The sequence below is a fragment of the Sporomusa sp. 246TCP1 genome (assembly GCF_057319775.1).
In genome coordinates, this window is record NZ_CM170492.1 from 1,007,565 (window position 1) to 1,026,200 (window position 18,636).

Below are 18,636 nucleotides of genomic sequence, written 5' to 3' on the forward strand. Positions count from 1 at the left end.
TCTGGGAGGGAAGACGATGGAGAAATTTATCGTCAAAGGAGAAGTACAACTAAGTGGCAACGTCCGGATAAGCGGGGCGAAAAATGCTACTTTGCCAATTATGGCAGCAACGCTTCTGTGTTCTGGTATCAGTGTTATCCATGATGTTCCGTATTTGCGCGATATCCAAGCCATGCAGGATATTTTGATATTGCTTGGCGCTAAGATAAGCAGGCAAGGTCATACCATGCTAATCGATACCAGCAATGTGAGTAAGGTTGAAATACCTGAACATTTGATGCGGGAAATGCGTGCTTCAGTTTTTTTGATGGGGCCTCTTTTGGGAAGATTTCGCAAAGTCAGACTGTCCTATCCAGGTGGTTGTGCCATCGGTCCCAGGCCAATTAATCTACATATCAAGGCATTAGAGAAAATCGGTGCAATTGTTGATGAAAGTTTTGGTTTTATTGATGCTGAGGCGAAAGAGTTAACCGGCGGTGAAATAAATTTTGATTTTCCCAGTGTTGGTGCTACAGAAAATGCGATGATGGCGGCCGCGCTGGCCAGGGGTACTACGATTATTCGCAATGCAGCGCGTGAGCCTGAAATTGTTGATCTGCAGGCTATCTTAAATAAAATGGGAGCAAGAATCAATGGTGCAGGTACTGATACGATTAGAGTTGATGGCGTAGCCCGGCTAGTTCCGGCAGAACATACAGTAATGAGTGATAGAATTGAGGCTGGTACTTTTTTAACCGCAGGCGTTATGACACGTGGTGATATTGTAGTTGAGAATGTCGTTCCTGAATATTTATTCTCAGTTACAGATAAACTGCAGGATATTGGGGCGAAAATAATAACTGGTAAGGATTATATTAGGATAAAGGCTGGCGAACTCAGGGGTGTAGATATAAAGACGCTGCCATATCCCGGTTTTCCTACCGACTTGCAAGCACCGATGTTGTCATTGGTTACCATTGCTAAAGGTACTAGCATTATTACGGAAACTATTTTTGAAAATCGGTTTAAGCATGTTGATGAGCTTACCCGGATGGGAGCTAAAATTAAGGTTGAAGGACGAACAGCTATTATTCGCGGGGTGGCGAAATTGACTGGTGCCATTGTGGCTGCCCCTGATTTGCGGGCTGGCAGTGCGTTGGTATTAGCCGCTTTAGCAGCAGAAGGAACCTCGGAAATTGAGCAGGTATATCACATTGAGCGTGGTTATGAAAGTATAGATAAAAAATTGCAAGCATTAGGAGCAAATATTGTAAAGGTGTAAGGGAGATAAAGGGGGACTTTTTATGAAAGATAAAAAAATTGCAGTTGTTATGGGTGGACCGTCTGCAGAAAGGGAAGTATCTTTGAATACGGGGCGGGCCATTCTAGCGGCGTTAAAAGAGAAAGGTTATCATGCCGTTGGCATCGACCTTGACCCCCGAAAATTTGTTGAACAACTGGAACAAGAGAAGATCGAGGTTGTATTTAATGCTATTCATGGTCTTTATGGTGAAGATGGCTTGCTGCAAGGCACGCTGGAAATGTTAGGTATACCTTATACTGGTTCAGGTGTATTGGCTAGTGCGATGACAATGGATAAAACAGTAAGCAAACGATTGTTTATGTCAGCCGGAATACCTACTCCGCGGTCACGGCTATACAGTAAACAGGATGTTGACCTTGCTGTGGTGACAAAAGAGATTCAAGAGGTATTCGGCACACCTGTGGTAGTAAAAGCGGCTGCGCAGGGATCAAGTATTGGCGTGATCATCGTTGAAGATGCTGCAGACATTGAAGTTGCAGTAACAGAGGCTTTTAAATATAGCGGTCATATTGTTGTTGAGGAATTTATAAAAGGAAAAGAATTGACTGTTTCTATACTTGGTAGTGAAGAGCCGAAAGCACTACCGATCATCGAAATAGTGCCCCAATCAGGACGATATGATTATACATCTAAATACACTAAAGGTGCGACAGAGTATATAGTACCAGCCAGGCTAGAAGCCAAGGTTGCGGAGCATATCCAGCAAATTGCGCTTGACGCCTATAAGTTATTGGGATGCCGGGGAATTGGGCGGGTTGACGTAATGCTCAGTGACGTTAATCAGCCATACGTTTTGGAAATTAACACAATTCCAGGGATGACAGCTACTAGTTTAGTACCCAAAGCTGCTGCTGCTGTTGGCATAAGTTTTGCCGAATTGTGTGAGCAGATACTGCAGATGGTGACTGATTAGAAAAAATTGGGCAGTGTTTACTGCTCATTTTTTTATTTATTTAGTGGACAATACGTTGTATAATTACTGCAGAAGATGTCTACAGGAGTGATTGTATGCAGACCGCAGAACGCTTGAGAGCAGCTAGAAAGCGGCGCGCTTCCATACTGGCGTTGTGGTTGGCGGCGCTGGTAGCATTAATAGCTATTTTTTTATTTATTAATTCTCCCTATTTTATTGTAGGGACAGTAGTGGTTGAGGGCAATAAGTATGTAACTGTTGAAGAAGTGCTGCGAATAGCCGGAGTTCCGGAAAAAATAAATATCTTTAGACTAAAACCTGCAGAAATTAAAGAGCGGCTGACTGGTGATCTGCGCGTGGATGAGGTTAAGGTTGAGAGAAATTTTCCGGCAACGATTACTATTCATATCAAGGAACGCCAGCCTTTGGCTTTTGTTGCCAGCCAGTATGGTTTTGTAGAAATTGACCGACAGGGTATAGTAATGGTTGCATTTAAAAACCTAAAGCAAGTAAAAGTGCCTGTTATTACTGGTGTTCGGTTGGGGAATGTTTATGTTGGCGATCAGATAAATGATCCAGGGCTTGCTAATGTTTTAACCTATTTATCTGAACTGGATGAGGGAGCATTAAACCAATTATCGGAAGTAAACATTAAATCACCGGATGAGCTTGTTGTTTACACTATAAATTCAGTTTGCATCCGGATTGGAGATAATCAGCGTCTTATAGAAAAAGCTAAGCTGACAGCTGAAATCTTACAGGAAATAGCTGCTAAAAAAATGACTGTCGAATATGTCGATCTAAATTATACCTCCCCAATTATTAAAATACGTAGTAAATAGGGTTCAATTTTGAAAGGAGACGATATTTTGTTACCCATCAAGCAAGGGCAGCTTGCCATTGCCCTGGTCTGCGTTGTATTGGGCATTATGTTGGCGGTGCAATTCCGTACTACGCAAGACATTAAGTCAAGTATTCCCTATCAAAGGGTTGAGGACTTATCCCAACGGCTAAGTCAGACTGAAAAGGAGCGGGACGCGTTAGTTAATCAAGTTCATGAATTAAAGCGTACTTCAGGTGCTGAAGCCGCATCTAAGGAATTTGAGAGGATAAAAATGGGAGCCGGTGTAGTAGCTGTCGAAGGACCTGGTATTATTGTAACGATTGATGATAGTAAGCGGCCATCTAAGCCGGGGGAAAACCCTAATTTGTATCTAATTCATGATGATGATATTCTTAAAGTGATTAATGAATTGTGGGCAGCCGGTGCGGAAGCTATGTCGATTAACGAACAACGGCTTATTGCCAGTTCCGAAATTCGTTGTGCCGGGCCAACGTTATCAGTCAATAATTCGCGCTATTCACCACCCTATGAAGTTCGTGTTATTGGTGAGCCAACAACGTTGGAGAATGCACTAAAAATGCGTGGCGGAGTAGTTGAAACCTTACAATTCTGGGGTATTCAAGTAACAATCAAAACGCAAGAGGCAGTAAAAATTCCGGCATTTAAGGGTACTTTTCGGTTTGAACTCGCCAAGCCGGCGCAGGAAGGTGGTCTTTAGTATGGCATTGCCGATTGCCGGACTTATTATAGGTGTGCTTATTGGTATATTTTTTCCGGTTACAGTGCCTGTAGAATATGCTAAGTTTTTGTCGGTGGCGTTGCTGGCATCGCTAGATTCTGTGTTTGGTGGACTAAGAGCCGGCAGTGAGGAAAAATTTGACAATACGATATTCATCACAGGTTTTTTTACAAATGCATTGTTGGCCGCAGGCTTGGTATATATTGGCGACCGTCTGGGAATTGATTTATATTATGTTGCCCTATTGGCTTTTGGCTTGCGAATATTTCAAAATTTAGCAATTATTCGTCGTTATTTTTTAAAGAAATAATAAGAAAGCTTCAAAGTCATCCTAGTATCGTTTTGGCTTTGGAGTTTTCTTTGTGTTTAAATGTAAAATAAATATAGATTTTTCGGTTAAAAAAAAGGGAAAATGGCACTTTTGTTGAAACTATTCTTGAAGAAACATAATACTGTGCTGCGAGGGAGTTATGAATAAAAAAACTATATTAGCTATTGATGTTGGCACAGGTATGATCAAAGTGTTTGTTGGAAGAAGGCTGGCTGATGGCAATGTGGACATTTTAGGTAGTGGTGCTGCTCCAACAGTTGGCTACGATAGAGGGGTTATCACTGACAGTAACGCTTTGACTCATTCTATAAGACAGGCAGTAGATTGTGTTCTTATGGCAGCTGACAGCCAGGAGACAGGTTGTGTATACTTAGGTATTAGCGGTTCATCACTTGTTATGCAAAATAGTATTGGTAGTATTGCTCCAATAACTGCAGGAACTGTGACACGCGAAGATGTTGGACGCGCCTGTAAAGCAGCAACCTTTGCCGTTGCCGATAATGATTACGAAATTTTACATGTGTTTTCAACTAGAGAATCTGTCGCCAAACCAGGCGCTGCTTTTGAGGTAGAAGCTCACATAATATCGGCGCCGAAGGTAATTGTGCAAGGACTAACCCAGGCGCTTGCCGAAACCGGGCTTAAATTAAATGGAATTGTTGCTAATGGTGTTGTGGCCGCAGAAACGTTGAGGAAAGAGTTATCTGATGAGCGTAATAACTTTATTTTTATGGACATTGGGGCAGGTACGGCCGATGTTGTTATTTATGTTGGTGGTAAGCTTTGTTCTTCAGCCTCATTACCCTTGGGCGGTGATTATATAACCAGTGATTTGATGCAGGGATTGAGTGTTAACCGAGTTCATGCTGAAGAAATTAAGCGTTATTATTCCCGGTTGTCGCCTGATTTGCATAATCAAGGAGTGGTTCTGGACTGTAATGATTACGGAACTACAGATAAGCATATTTCTTTTGATTTTTTATATGATATTATTGAAAGTAGAGTAGATGAAATTGTTGGTTTGCTATATGATTTTATTAAGCCGCTTCTGGACAAGCATCTAACCGTAAATGGAGAAACTTTGGAGTGCATTTATTTGACGGGTGGTTCAGGGACAATGCCCAGTATGGGCTCTTGCATAGCCAAAGTGTTTCAGATACATACCGAAACGATTAAACCAGCGCAATTGGCTGATGAATATGCTTATGCAACTAATACTGTGTGTTATGGCATTATAAGCCATGGAGCCAGGATTTCAACAAGTGAGCCAGTTGCAGAAGGCTACAGTGCTTGGAATGCGTTTATCCGTAAGGCGAAAAAATTATTGAAAATTTGATAGATGGTAAGGGAGGAAAACTTAGTAATGTTGGAATTTGACATGGACTTGGACCAGTTTGCTTCAATAAAAGTTATTGGTGTGGGCGGTGGTGGCAATAATGCTGTCAATCGAATGATTGGCGCTGGCTTGCAGGGTGTAGAATTTATCACTATAAATACAGATGCACAGGCATTGATTGGATCTGAAGCTACTTATCGTATTCAGATTGGTGAGAAATTAACTAAAGGCTTGGGAGCGGGGGCTAATCCTGATATCGGTGAGAAGGCCGCTCAGGAAAGCCGGGATGATATCATTAAGGTTCTTAAAGGATCAGACATGGTGTTTATTACAGCTGGTATGGGTGGCGGTACTGGCACAGGGGCGGCACCGATAGTAGCTGAGTGTGCCCGGGAAGTAGGAGCTTTAACGGTTGGGGTTGTTACTAAACCTTTTTCTTTTGAGGGACGCAAGCGTCAACTCCAAGCTGAACGGGGAATTGCCAAGCTGAAGGAAAAAGTAGATACGTTGATTACTATCCCTAATGACCGATTGCTACAGGTTGTGGATAAACGCACTCCGATCATGGAAGCATTTAAGATTGTTGATGATGTACTCCGTCAAGGTGTGCAAGGGATTTCTGATCTTATTGCTGTGCCTGCATTAATAAATCTTGATTTCGCCGATGTTAAGACTATTATGAGCGATGCTGGTTCGGCACTTATGGGTATTGGCTTTGGTACAGGGGATAACCGCGCAATTACGGCTGTTGAAGCGGCGATTAAGAGTCCGCTCTTAGAAATGTCAATTGATGGCGCTAAAGGTGTATTACTTAATTTTACTGGCGGTCCTAATACTACATTGTTTGAAGTTAATGAGGCTGCTGATATTATTGCCAAAGCGGCTGATCCGGAAGCTACGATTATATTTGGTGCAACCATTGATGAAGCGTTTGAAGACCAAGTTCGAGTAACTGTCATTGCTACTGGTTTTGATCCCCTGCCATTGAAGGTAAGTGCAGGTAAAAGCGAAACTAAGGTTATTGAACCGTTTAAAGGGCGGGATTTAGATATTCCGGCTTGGATGCGGCGGTAGACATATAGTAAATAAGGAATGTAACATAAAACCCGGCTCATTACGAGCCGGGTTTTATGTCTATTTTTGAAACTATTAAAATGGCAGGAAATTACATTTTATTAAAGGAATACTTTGTATAATTAGAATAACAATTTGATTTCAGGCATATAGTCTTATGTGTATAATGTTTTTATATATAAAATATGATCCAAGAAGGTATAAACTGTGAGCATTTATGCTGATGTAGTATTGTTAATCAATTTTATTATGAATAGTATTATTTTAGTAGTAACAGCTTATGCCGCAGGCATTTCTTTTTGTTGGAAACGCTTGTTGATGACGGCTGTAGCGGGAGGCGTATATACATTAATCGGTATTTTTCCGGAGATGGCTGTATTATATAGTATTCCCGGAAAGTTCTTGGCGTCGGTGGTGATTATTTTATTGGCTTTTGGCTATAGGTCAGTAAAGCTGACAGTAACACTTACCGGTATTTTTTTTATAGTATCTTTTATCCTGGGTGGGGCCTTGTTGGGCTGGATGTATTTTATTCAGACTGAAGCGCCTTTTAGAGCTGGTACTACTATTAAACTCTCCTGGGGCCATTTAGTGGCAGGCAGTGTTATAGCCATAGTTCTCATCCTGCTGGTTGTCAAAAGACTGCTGGCCAGAATGTACCGGTATAAGACTTTTTATCAGGCAAGAATAGAATATGCCGGGCAGTTGCAGGAAGTTACGGGTATGATGGATACTGGCAATGGCCTCTATTCGCTGCTGGGGCGTAAACCGGTAGTTCTGCTGTCCCTGCAATCTGCACTTCAATTACTGGGCCGGCAGGTTGCAGCATTCTTAACAGCTAACCGGCCAGATTCCTGGTTAGCTAATCTTGACGAATGCCAGGACTCAGCTTGGCTAGCCAGGGTGGAGATTATTCCCTGCCAGTCGGTTGGCGGCTGCAATATGTTACTTGGCTTTAGACCAGATAGTATTACCGTGATGAGTAAGGTAGGCTCGTATTATACCTCAGAAGTACTCATCGGCATTTACGATGGTACCTTTGCTGATGGTAGTGATTGTCAGGCACTTTTACATCCGGCGCTTATAACAGACATCAATAGAACCAAGGGGGAAAGTACATGCGAATTACCTGGCCAATAATTAAATTGTATATAAGGCTAAGGATCATATCATTACTTCAGGCGATTGGTTGGCTGAAGCCTGATGAAGTATTTTATGTTGGTAGCGCGGAAATTTTACCGCCGCCTTTATCAAGTGATGAAGAGATATTTTTGCTTAACCGTTTGCAAAAAGGGGATAAATCTGTCAGAAGTGTATTCATTGAACGTAACCTCCGGCTTGTCGTCTACATTGCCCGCAAATTTGAAAATACCGGCGTAAGTGTCGAAGATTTAGTTAGCATCGGTACGATTGGCTTAATCAAAGCAGTAAACACTTTTGATCCCATTAAAAAGATTAAACTGGCCACATATGCTTCACGATGTATCGAAAATGAAATTTTAATGTATTTACGTCGTAACAGTAAAACCCGGGCCGAAGTATCCTTTGACGAACCATTAAATATTGATTGGGATGGTAATGAACTGTTACTTTCTGATGTGTTAGGTACAGATAATGATATTATTTATAAGTCAGTAGAGGAAGAGGTTGATAAAACCCTGTTATACACAGCCATGAGCAAGTTGTCAGGGCGGGAACGAAGAATTATGGAACTACGGTTTGGCCTTAATGATGATGGTAATGAACGTACACAAAAAGAAGTAGCTGATATGCTGGGGATATCCCAGTCTTATATTTCTAGGCTGGAAAAGAGGATAATAAAAAGGCTGCGTAAAGAGATATCTCGCATGGAGTAAGGTTTTGTTAAATGCATTTTTAGTCGCCCTTTCTTCGGGTGGGTCAGTTTCTTGTTTAGCCCACTATCAGCCGTTGGTTAAGGTGGGTTTTTTGTATTTCATTGGAAAGACTGTATAATGCCTTTTGTTGGCAGTTGATTTATAAATTAATCGTAAAAACCGCATCTTCCGGGGTGCGGTTTTTGTTTTGCGGTATATAGAGTTTACGGATTTTAGGAATATCGCCCGCCTTTTCAGCTTTTGGAGGCGTGGGGCCTAGACCTTTTGTTACTTTTGGGGCAATGCCAAAAGTAAAAGGCCCTCACCTGGTATTATATTGACCAAATATCTGATGTGTGCAAATCCAAAGAACTAGCCAAAAGCCAAGCTCCACCCATTTTAAGAATTGTTACCGCAAAGTATTCAAAGTACGCAAAGGAATAACGGTATTGTGGACTATAGCATTACTATTTTTTGGCTGAAGATCAAAAGGCTGCAATAGCGGTTTTTGATCTTTTTTGAAAAAACGGCAAGCTTCTCTTGCACTGCAAAGTATAAAATCGTCAGCCCATGGCAATAATGCTTGTGTGGGGCAAGTTGTTTTAGTAGCTTAGAAAAACTGGGGAGGTAATAATGTGATTGTTAATAAAGTCGAAATATGTGGTGTAAATACAGCAAAGCTCCCGGTGCTTTCTGCCACTAAAATGCGTGAGTTGTTTGAGGTAATGCAGGGGGGCGAAAAAGCCGCCAGGGAACAGCTGATTTATAGCAATCTCCGATTAGTGCTTAGCGTAATTCAACGGTTTAACAATCGGGGAGAATATGTTGATGACTTATTTCAGGTTGGCTGTATTGGTTTAATGAAAGCCATTGATAATTTTGATTTGGCACAGAATGTAAAGTTTTCTACCTACGCAGTACCAATGATTATTGGTGAAATCCGGCGCTATTTAAGAGATAACAACCCCATAAGGGTAAGCCGCTCAATGCGGGATGTTGCCTATAAAGCGCTGCAAGTACGGGATTCGTTAGTCAGTCGGTTTTCACGGGAGCCGTCAATTAATGAAATTGCTGATGAACTTAAGGTGCCAAGAGAAGAAATAATATTTGCCCTGGATGCAATCCAAGAGCCTATATCCTTATTTGAGCCTATTTATCATGATGGTGGTGATCCCATCTTTGTAATGGATCAAATCAGTGATGATAAACATTTAGATTTAAGTTGGCTTGAGGGAGTGGCGATCAAAGAAGCTCTGCGCAAACTGAGTGATCGTGAGAAACATATACTCACTCTTAGGTTCTTTGAGGGTAAAACGCAGATGGAAGTTGCAGATGAAATCGGTATTTCCCAGGCACAGGTGTCACGGTTGGAAAAGGCCGCATTAGGCCACATGCGCAAATACATATAGAGTTTATGATTTATCAGGGAGGCAGTGTAGTGGAGAGAAGTTTACCTTTGTGGAGTAAGCGAATATTGATAATTTTAGTAATTTGTCTTATTGCTGGTGGTTGGAATGTACTTCTTTATCAGCAAAAACACGGGGTGTCGGTGACACCCAATAGTAGTGATTATGTTAGATTGCATATTTTAGCTAATAGTGATAGCGTGCAAGACCAACAGCTTAAACTAAAGGTTCGCGATGCAGTTATTGCCTATCTAACTCCGCATGTCAAAGATGTGAGTAACGCCCAAGCAGCTAAAAACATTATAGCTAACCGCCAAGAGGAACTTGTTCTGGTGGCTAAAAACACGCTGGCGGAAAACGGCGTTGATTATCCTGTAGCTATCCAAATTGGTAGTTTTGAATTTCCGGTGCGTTCCTACGGCAGCTTAGTGTTGCCTGCGGGAGAGTATCAGGCTGTTCGCATTCTCCTGGGAGAGGGTGCCGGGCAAAATTGGTGGTGCGTATTATTTCCACCCCTATGTTTTATTGATGGTACTAACACGACTTTAGCCCCAGTTTCTTCTTCCAATGAGTATACTCAGCAGGAGGATGGCGAAAAACCCCTAAAAATTTGCTGGAAGTTAGTTGAGATTTTTAGATAATAAATTGTTGCAACAGGTAAAAAGCAGTCTCAACTCTGCGAAAATACAATGGATTCCTATGAATAAACTAAAAAGAAAGCTAACAAATTAAGTAGCTCTCTTTTTGTTCCAGAGGGAAAGTTGAACTTTTCCTGGATGAACGGCTAAGGCTTGTGCCGGCGTCCTTTAGGATGCCGGCACAAGCCTTAGCGTTTCATAGTACCTTCACTGTAGGAAACTTTACTGAGATTATTTATACTTCGACAACGCGTCTGATATTGCTTTGCGTTACAACGCTTTTTTCTACTGATGAATAGGAAGGAACTGCAGCACTGGCCATCTGTTGGATGGTAAGGGGAATGTTGGTTTTGGACAAAAACACTAAACGTTTGTCGTAATAGCGAATTAGTTTGATCATCTTATAAAAACAGTCATGGCTGAATTTGCAGCGAACATTGGCAAAGATAATATCAGCATGAATGATAAGTGCTTCATCAAAGCCATTTGCATCGCCGGAGAGATAAACAAAATTAGGTAACTGGGTCTTTAACTTGGTTTGCCAGTTTTCAGCACCGCCGATAACCAGGGCGTGAATGTTGCTTAAAGTGTTTAAAGCTGCCTCGATATTGTAGTGTTGATTAGATGTTGCTAAATTTATAATATTATCAGAGCTTTCTATGTCTTTAATTTGTTTTCGGCGATTTTCCACTTGAGTGAGTTTAGTTTGAAGTAGCTCAGTTTCTTTGCTTAAGGCATTTACCACGAACTTTTGTTTGAGAACCAAGGTGTTAAGCTCCTCTTCTTTCTGGGCCAGTAAATCGGTTTTGGCTGCCAAATCCGCACTCATTCTGCGAACTTCTATTTCGTAGGCTTGAAGTTGTTTTTTGAGATTATCAATTTCGGCATATATAAAAGGATTGTTTTGTTCAAAATAATATTTTCTCGTTTTTTTATACTCACGTATAAATTCGAGTAAACTTAAGCCGAGCATTACAAACTCGGCACATTTTGATTCCAGATCCTCTTGGCTTTGCTTATGATTGGATCGAAATAACTCTGATGTCATCTTGATAATATAGAGGCGGCAAAGTAGTTCAACATCTCGTTCTTTAATCTTTGTCAGAATTTTTGGTGAAGCCAGGGATATTCCGGCTGATGATGACAGATACGCGGTGCAGTGAGCCATTCCTTCCCAGAAGTGGTCGCCGTTCCAGGGTTCAAGATAATTATAAAATACCTTTTGATATATCGCATTTTTAAGTTGACGGGCCATTTTTTTTATTGCTGGTTTATTCAGCCTGCTTTTTAATTGTTGAAAATCGCCGGTGTTATCAAGTTTGCTGGCAAGTGTTTGCACAACAAATAAAGTTTCAGGTTCGGGTATGATTGCTTTTTTGCCTAAAATACAGGTAATAAACATGGCAAATTTCAGGGAGGCATGAGGTGGTAAATCAATAGCTGGATACATTGCAATAAAATATTGAAGATATTGTATTGTGGCGCCAGTAAGAAGATTGTGGTATTGACTGTTTTTTATGGATTCGGCATAATACTCTGGTTGGACGGCTTTTGATAAATCAATTGTTTCGGAATTTTTAATATAGCCATACAAATTGCTCCAGCGTTTTGTCAGAATGTGTATTACCTGTTCGAATAAGGGAGAACAAGGGCCATCTTCCATAGCCACAAGCAACATTCCTAAGTATTTTAAGGCATAAATTTGTCGATCAATGCCGCTGGTAGTGAACAAAGGATGATTAGCATAAGAAGACTGAGAGGCTGCGGTCTGGTAACGGGTTTTATCGATTTCATAAAGCAAGTCTATTTCTTTGTATGCCGATGATGTATCGCCAGCGAGCTGGACAAAAAGAGGAAGCGTATCAACCGGGATATTGTTGGCTACTAATATGAAATCTGAAATCTTCATGCGGTATCACCATCCTTTTTGTATTTAAAGTAAAACAATCTATTTCTTTACACAACTTTTTTTGTAATACATTCGACACTTTCTATTTGGTAAGACGCAGCAATTGTCGTGCTTCGCTCGCCTTTGGCTGTCTGTATTGCCGCTTTGACTGCAAGCAGAGACTCTGTAATGTTTTTTAGGTTATTTGTTAACGTTACCAGAATATTAACATAGGCATCAAACGTATAGTCGTTCTTAGACAAGGTAGCTTCTCGAATTGCTTTATGGGTATCTACAAGGAGTTCTTGAAATGCATGTTCAGAGTATTGTAAGTCAGTTAGTGTATAGCAACCGGATTCGTTGTCGGTAAATAGCATGATCTTCCCATTGGTTAAAACATCACTGTGATCATTGATTCGTGAATACATAATTTTCCTCCTTAGAACATTTTATAGACTAATTGAAGCAACAAGCTTAAACAAAAATATGCCAAGCCTCTCCAGAACGGAAAGGGCTTGGCAATAAATTCAAGCGAACGTAATAAAGCATAAAACAAGAGCAAAATTTTGCACTGCTTGAAATATTGCTCCTTTCCAAAAGGGAGATATAGCCGTTTTCAGCTATACCGATCGGCCGGATACCATACCACGAAAGGATTAGGTAAATCGGCTAAGGGAGCAGACTATCCGATTATGAAATTATAATAAGAGGTATTTTGATAATGAAAACTAACATAAACAAACATCAACAATTAATTACTATTATATTGTTTGACGGTGTATAAATCAATATGGTTGGTATATGTTGGTTAGAAAAATTTTTTGCGAGGTTAAGATTAGAGCTGATTTTTCGTCTTTATAAAAAGGGGTTAAATTGATTTGTCAATTAAACTCTTGCCAGTATAAATAAACAAATACTATAATAGAATCAGGGTATTGCTGCATTTGTTAGCTTATATTACTTTAATTTTATTCTATTTCAATAAAGCAATTGATATCGCGATAAATTTGTTTTCAAAAGCAGCTTGTAAAATATTAGCAAAAGGGGTATGTATATGAATCGTAAATTAATGAAACTAATGGGTCTTTTTCTATGTGTAGTACTCATTGGCCTGGGGCAACAAAGCAGTTTTGCCCAAGAGAGTCCAAACCACCCAATTACAGAGGTTATTGTCTTTCATGCTGGCAGTTTAAGCGGACCGTTCCAGAAAGCGGCTGAAGCTTATGAAAAGTCTCATCCGGATACCAAAATCACTTTAGAGGGAAGTGGCAGCCGGGAAGCCGCCCGGAAAGTAACGGAACTGAAGAGACCCTGTGACGTGGTTGCTTCTGCTGACTATGAAACTATTGATAATCTGATGATGCCTGAATATGCAAAGTTTAATATATTTTTCGCCCGTAATAAAACAGTTGTAGCCTTTACTGACAAAAGTAAGTATGCTAATGAGATTACCAGTGATAATTGGTATGATATTTTATCAAGGCCAGATGTGCAGTATGGTCATACCGACCCGAATTTGGATCCTGGCGGCTACCGGGCAGTCCTAACATTGCAGTTAGCCGAAAAATACTATCATAAACAAGGCTTGTATCAAGAGCTGGTAAATAATTTTCACGAGTCTAGCACCGTTAATGATGGAAAAACTATCAAAGAAATGCTGAATTCAGGTCGGTTGGATTACTTTTTCTTTTATGAGTCATCAGCCAAACAAGGCGGCTATCGCTATATAACCTTGCCGGTTGAACTCGATTTTTCTTCCTTGGATTATGTGAACTATTATAAGCAAGCAACACTGTCGCTTACTGGCAAAAAAACAGGCAGCATTGAACAAGTTTATGGACAACCAATAATTTATGGTCTTACTCTGGTGAATAACGCACCACATACCAAGGAAGCGCTGCAATTCATACACTTTCTTTTGACAGATGGACAAAAATATCTAAATGATGCAGGTTTTATTTCTATGAATCCGTTAGTTCGCACCAGGGAATTGCCTTACATCCCGGCAGAATTAAAAGCTTTAATAAAGCCGTTCAAACAATAAGCAGCGAGCCGCGTACCTATAACCACAAACATACATAAGCAGGCTCCCACAAGGTCTGTCAAAGGAGGAGTATATTATGACACTGTTGGATGAAGCCAGATCACGGTTGATTGCCATTTCAACGGCCAAGGCTGGAATGAGAATGAGAAAATTTTCATCGTGTCGGCCCGCAATCTTACGCAGCGATGGTTGGTTCGAAAGTAACTAAGGAGTGAGTATGATGAATAATGGCAATGTGAGATATTGGCACTTAGGCTGGATTTTAAAAATATTTATCATTATGGTGGCCAGTACATTGTTTATCAATTGTGGACTGGCTGCTGCCGCTGAAGAACAACGGACTGATAAACTCTTCGATTTAGACGAAATCGCAAAGGCGATTGATACCTATGCGCTTGATCCACGCTACGAGGATGATCCGTTTATTCTGATTACACTCAAGGAAGCATTGGCGGGCGCCAGACAACATATAATTAACTCAGGTGTGAAAAAAATCTATTATGCTGCGTCTGATGACAATGGCGGTATGGCTCATAGATTAGAGAACCTGCCCCTTCATGGCAGGGTATGGCTAAAGGAATGATCATCGAGCCGGCTCGTTGCTCGCCGGTTCTGAGAGAACTAGCTCAAAAGCTCTTTCATCCAATGAAGGTTTAGGAGTAGCTGGGGATTGACCGATAAATTGAAAAAACCTCCAAGTTGATGCAAAATAGCATCAACTTGGAGGTTTTTCTTATGACAAGAAGAAAAATTACTCCTGAACGAAGAAAATAAGGACTATGCTTTGTACGATTTGGTTTGGTTATTGCTAAACTGCTAAAATAATGATAAAATTCCATTGGCTTACATGGTGTATATATAATTTAAAGGGTGAATACGGTGTATGCGGAAAAATCGGTTTTGATAGTTCTACTTGCGTTAAGTACTTTGATTATGGGAACTCTGTCACTAGTTGCTTGGCGGCGCAGACAGAGCCCCTTGGGGCAAGCCTTTTTCCTTTTAATCTTTCTAACGACCATTTATACCTTTGGTTACATGTTTGAGTTTGCTAGCAGTACCTTGGAGAAGGTTCGATTCTGGCTTCATGTAGAATCTATCGGTATTGCTTTCATACCAACTGCCTGGGTTATATTTGCTGTCCGTTTTACTAAAATGAAACTCAAATATTGGCCTCAAGTTAAAGCTTTATTTTTGATGCTGTCGGCAATCACGTTTATTATCAGTAATACGTCAGAATTACACCATCTCCATTATGTTGATATGCGACTAAACTCTGAAGCTCCTTTTCCCGTAGTGGATTTTGTAGCAGGGCCATGGTATTGGTTCCATAATGTATTCACAAATATAGCAATCGTTATTGGCAATATACTCTACACCCGTGCCTGGAAAAACGCTTCAGAGGATAAAAAACAACAAGCTTTTGCTATCTTCCTAGGTTCTATGTTTCCCTGGGTTGTATTTCTTGCATACATGTTGAGAATTATTCCTTGGGGAATAGATCCAGTTCCAGTCTCGTTTCTAGTTCCGGGACTTCTATATGCCTGGGCTGTATTTGACTTAAAAATGCTTGAAATTGCTCCAATTGCACGGCAGGCTGTGTTTCAAAAACTATCCGAAGGTGTATTTGTTTTTGATCGGGAAGGATGCCTGGTCGACTTTAATGCAGCCGGCTGTAAGGTGTTTCCAAAGTTGAAAAATGATGCAAAAGGGAAAAATGGCTCCGAGTTATTCCGGGACTATCCAATTTTGATGAATCTTATTGCTGATTCTGTTAACGAACAGGAAACAATGACGCTGCAAGCGGGAGACCAAAAGAGCACGTATCAGTTACAGCGCATTGAGCTATATAATAACAGAAATCATACTGTCGGTTTCATGGTAATCTGCCGGGATATTACCCATTTTTCAAATATTGTGGAAAGCCTTCAACTGCAAGCGGCTATTGATCCATTAACTAAAGCATGGAACCGGAACCGGTGGCTCGGAGGATGGAACAGCGTTATTGACTCAGGTTTGCCGTAAACATGGTTCGATAGCAATTATACTTGCGGATCTGGATAAGTTCAAACAAGTGAACGATATATACGGGCACATAATAGGCGATGCTGCTTTGCGGCATTTTGCATTGACATGCCAGAATAATTTACGCAGCCAAGATATTTTTGGACGCTATGGCGGGGATGAATTTGTTATTATTTTACCTGATAGTAATACTCCCGAAGCAGTTGAACTGGCTGAGCGTCTTAAGCGGGCCGTAAAGTCAATGATACTTGTTGCAGGAGAAAGGAAAATAACTGTTACTGCCAGCTTTGGGATAGTATCCATGCAAAATGAAGTTTCATTTGATTTGGAGACATTAATTAACTATGCGGACGAAGCATTATATGAGGCGAAAAAGGCCGGAGGTAATCAAGTTTGCGTGTTTAATACGAAATCAGGTGTAGAATTATCTACTCCAGGAAATCCGGGCATCGGTGAGCACTGAAAAAATAAAAAAATATACTTAGCACAGTTATCCCTTGTCCTTCATATAATTATTGTAGAATCTTGATGCTGCATGTGTGAAGTTTTAAATAGAGGAGGGGGAGAATGTTAAAGACTAGCGACTTAAACAAATCAGAAGTACAATAATAAACGTAATAATGTAGATAAAATTAAGACCTGGGTTTTTCGGATGGAAAGTATAATTATCACTGACTGGAAAGACTAGGCTTGCACCATATCCTAAAGGATTTGGTGCAAGCCTAGTCTTTTCTTAGCTTAAATTCAAATTCTACCGAATCCCCAAGGCGTACAGCATAGACGGTTATACCTGATTGACGGAGGATATCTTGCTTATCAGCAAAGGTTTTAGCAGCTAAAATTTCCGCTGGTAAGATGGTAGGGCCGGGTATAGTTAACTTACTTTGAGCGTGGCGCAGAGCAGTAAGGGCTGTTGTAACAGAAGCCAATTCCCTATTAATACTCTGTAGTTCTTTTTTTGCTGTGTCGGCAGCAATTAAATCCTCGCGGAACCAGGTGGTAATTTCAGTGCACTTACTAAATAAAGCCGCCTCAAGCTTTGACATTTTTTCAATTTCATCTGAGTAATCCTTAACAGCATCTTTTTTAATATACTGGTCCAGGCTGTTACTGTTTTTAGCCGAATTAACAAAAATAGTCCAGACAAATTCGTCAAAAATAGTAGCCGGTATTCTGCGGCATTGACAAGGTTCATCAAGCATATAGATAGCTGATTCTTTAGTAATACAGGAGTAATAGTAATACATCTTAGGATCTGTCTTTTTACGGGCCCCTGGCCGTCCGTAAGCCGTCATAGAGTGCCCACATAATCCACAGTAGAGGATACCCTGCAGCAAGTAATTATGGGTTGTATTGCGCTTTGCATAGCGCTTATTTTTTTGCCGTTGCTTCTGGGCTTGCTGGTAGGTATCATAATCAACGATGGGGGGGATTGCTATTGGTATCCAATCCTCGCGGGGTACATTCTTGATTTCCCGGGTGTTCTGTCCGGTCTTGGTAACTGACTGGCGGAACAAGTAGTGCTGACCATAGTACATGTCGCGTGTCAGGACCCGTTCGACACAGTTGATCGAAAGGGGCTTACCAGCTTTACGTCCCTGAATTCCCATATGTGCCAGTTTCAGGGTAATTGTTCTGGCACCCATGCCTTGGTTGATGCACAGATCATAAATCATTCGTACTACGGTGGCTTCAGCCTCATTAATGATATACATAGAAGTCTCTTTGTCAAAGCTGTACCCATACGGTCGGGCATTATGGACTATTTTACCGGAGTTAGCTTTTGCTTTCCGGCCCCGTTGAGTACGCTCACGGATCTTTGCTTTTTCAAATGCACTGATGGCTCCACGTATACTGAAAAACAAACGGCCTTCCGGGCTGGCATCATAGTCTCCGGTCACAAAGTAGAGAGCGACACCGGACTTTTCAATTTCGTCGGCTATGAGTAACTGGTTGGTTAGATTACGGCTCAGGCGGTCTGGATCATAGATGCAGATGTTTTGAATAAGCTTGGCACGAAGGTCACTTCTAAGCTCATCAAGGGCGGGACGATCAAGATATTCGCCGCTATAGCCGTCATCAATATACTCTTTTATGTCTGTAAATTTCATACTTAGCAGGCGGGTGCGGCAAACCTGTAGTTGGTCTCCAAGTGAATACCCGGATTTAGCCTGTTCCTCTGAGCTTACACGAACATACACTGCATTCATAGAGACATCCCATCCTTTCTTCCATAAAGATATGTACATCGTCTGAATTTATA

18 protein-coding genes and 1 riboswitch are annotated in these 18,636 nt (G+C 40.9%); of the genes, 15 read left to right on the forward strand and 3 right to left on the reverse strand.

The genetic code is table 11. The features are described from left to right. Positions 1-16: 16 nt before the first annotated feature. The 11 genes from murA (at position 17) to spoIIR (ending at position 10,422) form a co-directional block, all read left to right on the forward strand. Complete coding sequence (gene murA, locus AC1ECB_RS04945; protein WP_485667701.1) at positions 17-1,261, forward strand: UDP-N-acetylglucosamine 1-carboxyvinyltransferase; 1,245 nt, start codon at positions 17-19, stop codon at positions 1,259-1,261. A 22-nt stretch (positions 1,262-1,283) separates the two neighbouring features. Then, a complete protein-coding gene (locus AC1ECB_RS04950) occupies positions 1,284-2,216 on the forward strand; it encodes a D-alanine--D-alanine ligase (protein WP_485667702.1) in 933 nt (310 codons plus the stop codon). Positions 2,217-2,311: 95 nt separating this feature from the next. After that, complete coding sequence (locus AC1ECB_RS04955) at positions 2,312-3,058, forward strand: cell division protein FtsQ/DivIB (RefSeq protein ID WP_485667703.1); 747 nt, start codon at positions 2,312-2,314, stop codon at positions 3,056-3,058. 27 nt (positions 3,059-3,085) lie between these two features. Then, positions 3,086-3,778 carry a DUF881 domain-containing protein gene (locus AC1ECB_RS04960; RefSeq protein ID WP_485667704.1) on the forward strand — a complete coding sequence of 231 codons (693 nt, stop codon included), beginning with the start codon at positions 3,086-3,088 and terminating at the stop codon, positions 3,776-3,778. Between the two features lies 1 nt (position 3,779). Continuing rightward, on the forward strand, positions 3,780-4,109 hold the full coding sequence (locus AC1ECB_RS04965) for a small basic family protein (RefSeq protein ID WP_485667705.1): 330 nt from the start codon (positions 3,780-3,782) through the stop codon (positions 4,107-4,109). Positions 4,110-4,269: 160 nt separating this feature from the next. After that, the gene (gene ftsA / locus AC1ECB_RS04970; protein ID WP_485667706.1) at positions 4,270-5,466 is read left to right on the forward strand and encodes a cell division protein FtsA; all 1,197 of its coding nucleotides are present in this window, start codon (positions 4,270-4,272) and stop codon (positions 5,464-5,466) included. A gap of 27 nt (positions 5,467-5,493) precedes the next feature. Next, positions 5,494-6,540 carry a cell division protein FtsZ gene (ftsZ, locus tag AC1ECB_RS04975; RefSeq protein ID WP_021167421.1) on the forward strand — a complete coding sequence of 349 codons (1,047 nt, stop codon included), beginning with the start codon at positions 5,494-5,496 and terminating at the stop codon, positions 6,538-6,540. 207 nt (positions 6,541-6,747) lie between these two features. After that, positions 6,748-7,680, forward strand: a complete 933-nt coding sequence (locus tag AC1ECB_RS04980) for a sigma-E processing peptidase SpoIIGA (RefSeq protein WP_485667707.1) — start codon at positions 6,748-6,750, stop codon at positions 7,678-7,680. Then, entirely contained in the window at positions 7,659-8,396 is a 738-nt protein-coding gene (sigE, locus tag AC1ECB_RS04985; protein ID WP_485667708.1) for an RNA polymerase sporulation sigma factor SigE, read from the forward strand. Before AC1ECB_RS04980 ends, sigE begins: the two co-directional genes overlap by 22 nt. 614 nt (positions 8,397-9,010) lie before the next feature. Then, a complete protein-coding gene (gene sigG / locus AC1ECB_RS04990) occupies positions 9,011-9,784 on the forward strand; it encodes an RNA polymerase sporulation sigma factor SigG (RefSeq protein WP_021167424.1) in 774 nt (257 codons plus the stop codon). A 29-nt stretch (positions 9,785-9,813) separates the two neighbouring features. Continuing rightward, positions 9,814-10,422 (forward strand): stage II sporulation protein R, encoded by a 609-nt coding sequence (gene spoIIR / locus AC1ECB_RS04995; protein WP_485667709.1) that lies wholly within the window; start codon positions 9,814-9,816, stop codon positions 10,420-10,422. Positions 10,423-10,654: 232 nt separating this feature from the next. Here the strand turns inward: spoIIR and AC1ECB_RS05000 are convergent, their stop codons facing one another. Both AC1ECB_RS05000 and AC1ECB_RS05005 read right to left on the reverse strand, forming a co-directional pair. Beyond that, complete coding sequence (locus AC1ECB_RS05000) at positions 10,655-12,328, reverse strand: hypothetical protein (protein ID WP_485667710.1); 1,674 nt, start codon at positions 12,326-12,328, stop codon at positions 10,655-10,657. A gap of 47 nt (positions 12,329-12,375) precedes the next feature. Continuing rightward, entirely contained in the window at positions 12,376-12,735 is a 360-nt protein-coding gene (locus tag AC1ECB_RS05005; RefSeq protein ID WP_021167427.1) for a hypothetical protein, read from the reverse strand. Between the two features lie 142 nt (positions 12,736-12,877). Then, positions 12,878-12,997: riboswitch (molybdenum cofactor riboswitch) on the reverse strand. 364 nt (positions 12,998-13,361) lie between these two features. On the opposite strand from AC1ECB_RS05005, the gene AC1ECB_RS05010 reads away from it, so the two are divergent. The 4 genes from AC1ECB_RS05010 (at position 13,362) to AC1ECB_RS05025 (ending at position 16,836) form a co-directional block, all read left to right on the forward strand. After that, a complete protein-coding gene (locus AC1ECB_RS05010) occupies positions 13,362-14,351 on the forward strand; it encodes an extracellular solute-binding protein (protein WP_485667711.1) in 990 nt (329 codons plus the stop codon). 217 nt (positions 14,352-14,568) lie between these two features. Continuing rightward, positions 14,569-14,934 (forward strand): hypothetical protein, encoded by a 366-nt coding sequence (locus AC1ECB_RS05015; RefSeq protein WP_485667712.1) that lies wholly within the window; start codon positions 14,569-14,571, stop codon positions 14,932-14,934. A gap of 296 nt (positions 14,935-15,230) precedes the next feature. Continuing rightward, positions 15,231-16,373, forward strand: a complete 1,143-nt coding sequence (locus AC1ECB_RS05020) for a histidine kinase N-terminal 7TM domain-containing protein (RefSeq protein WP_485667713.1) — start codon at positions 15,231-15,233, stop codon at positions 16,371-16,373. Beyond that, positions 16,354-16,836: a GGDEF domain-containing protein gene (locus AC1ECB_RS05025; protein ID WP_485667714.1), complete on the forward strand. Its 483-nt coding sequence runs from the start codon at positions 16,354-16,356 to the stop codon at positions 16,834-16,836. The genes AC1ECB_RS05020 and AC1ECB_RS05025 overlap by 20 nt, the downstream gene beginning before the upstream one ends. Before the next feature lie 259 nt (positions 16,837-17,095). Here the strand turns inward: AC1ECB_RS05025 and AC1ECB_RS05030 are convergent, their stop codons facing one another. Further along, complete coding sequence (locus tag AC1ECB_RS05030; RefSeq protein ID WP_485667715.1) at positions 17,096-18,583, reverse strand: recombinase family protein; 1,488 nt, start codon at positions 18,581-18,583, stop codon at positions 17,096-17,098. Between the last annotated feature and the right edge of the window lie 53 nt (positions 18,584-18,636).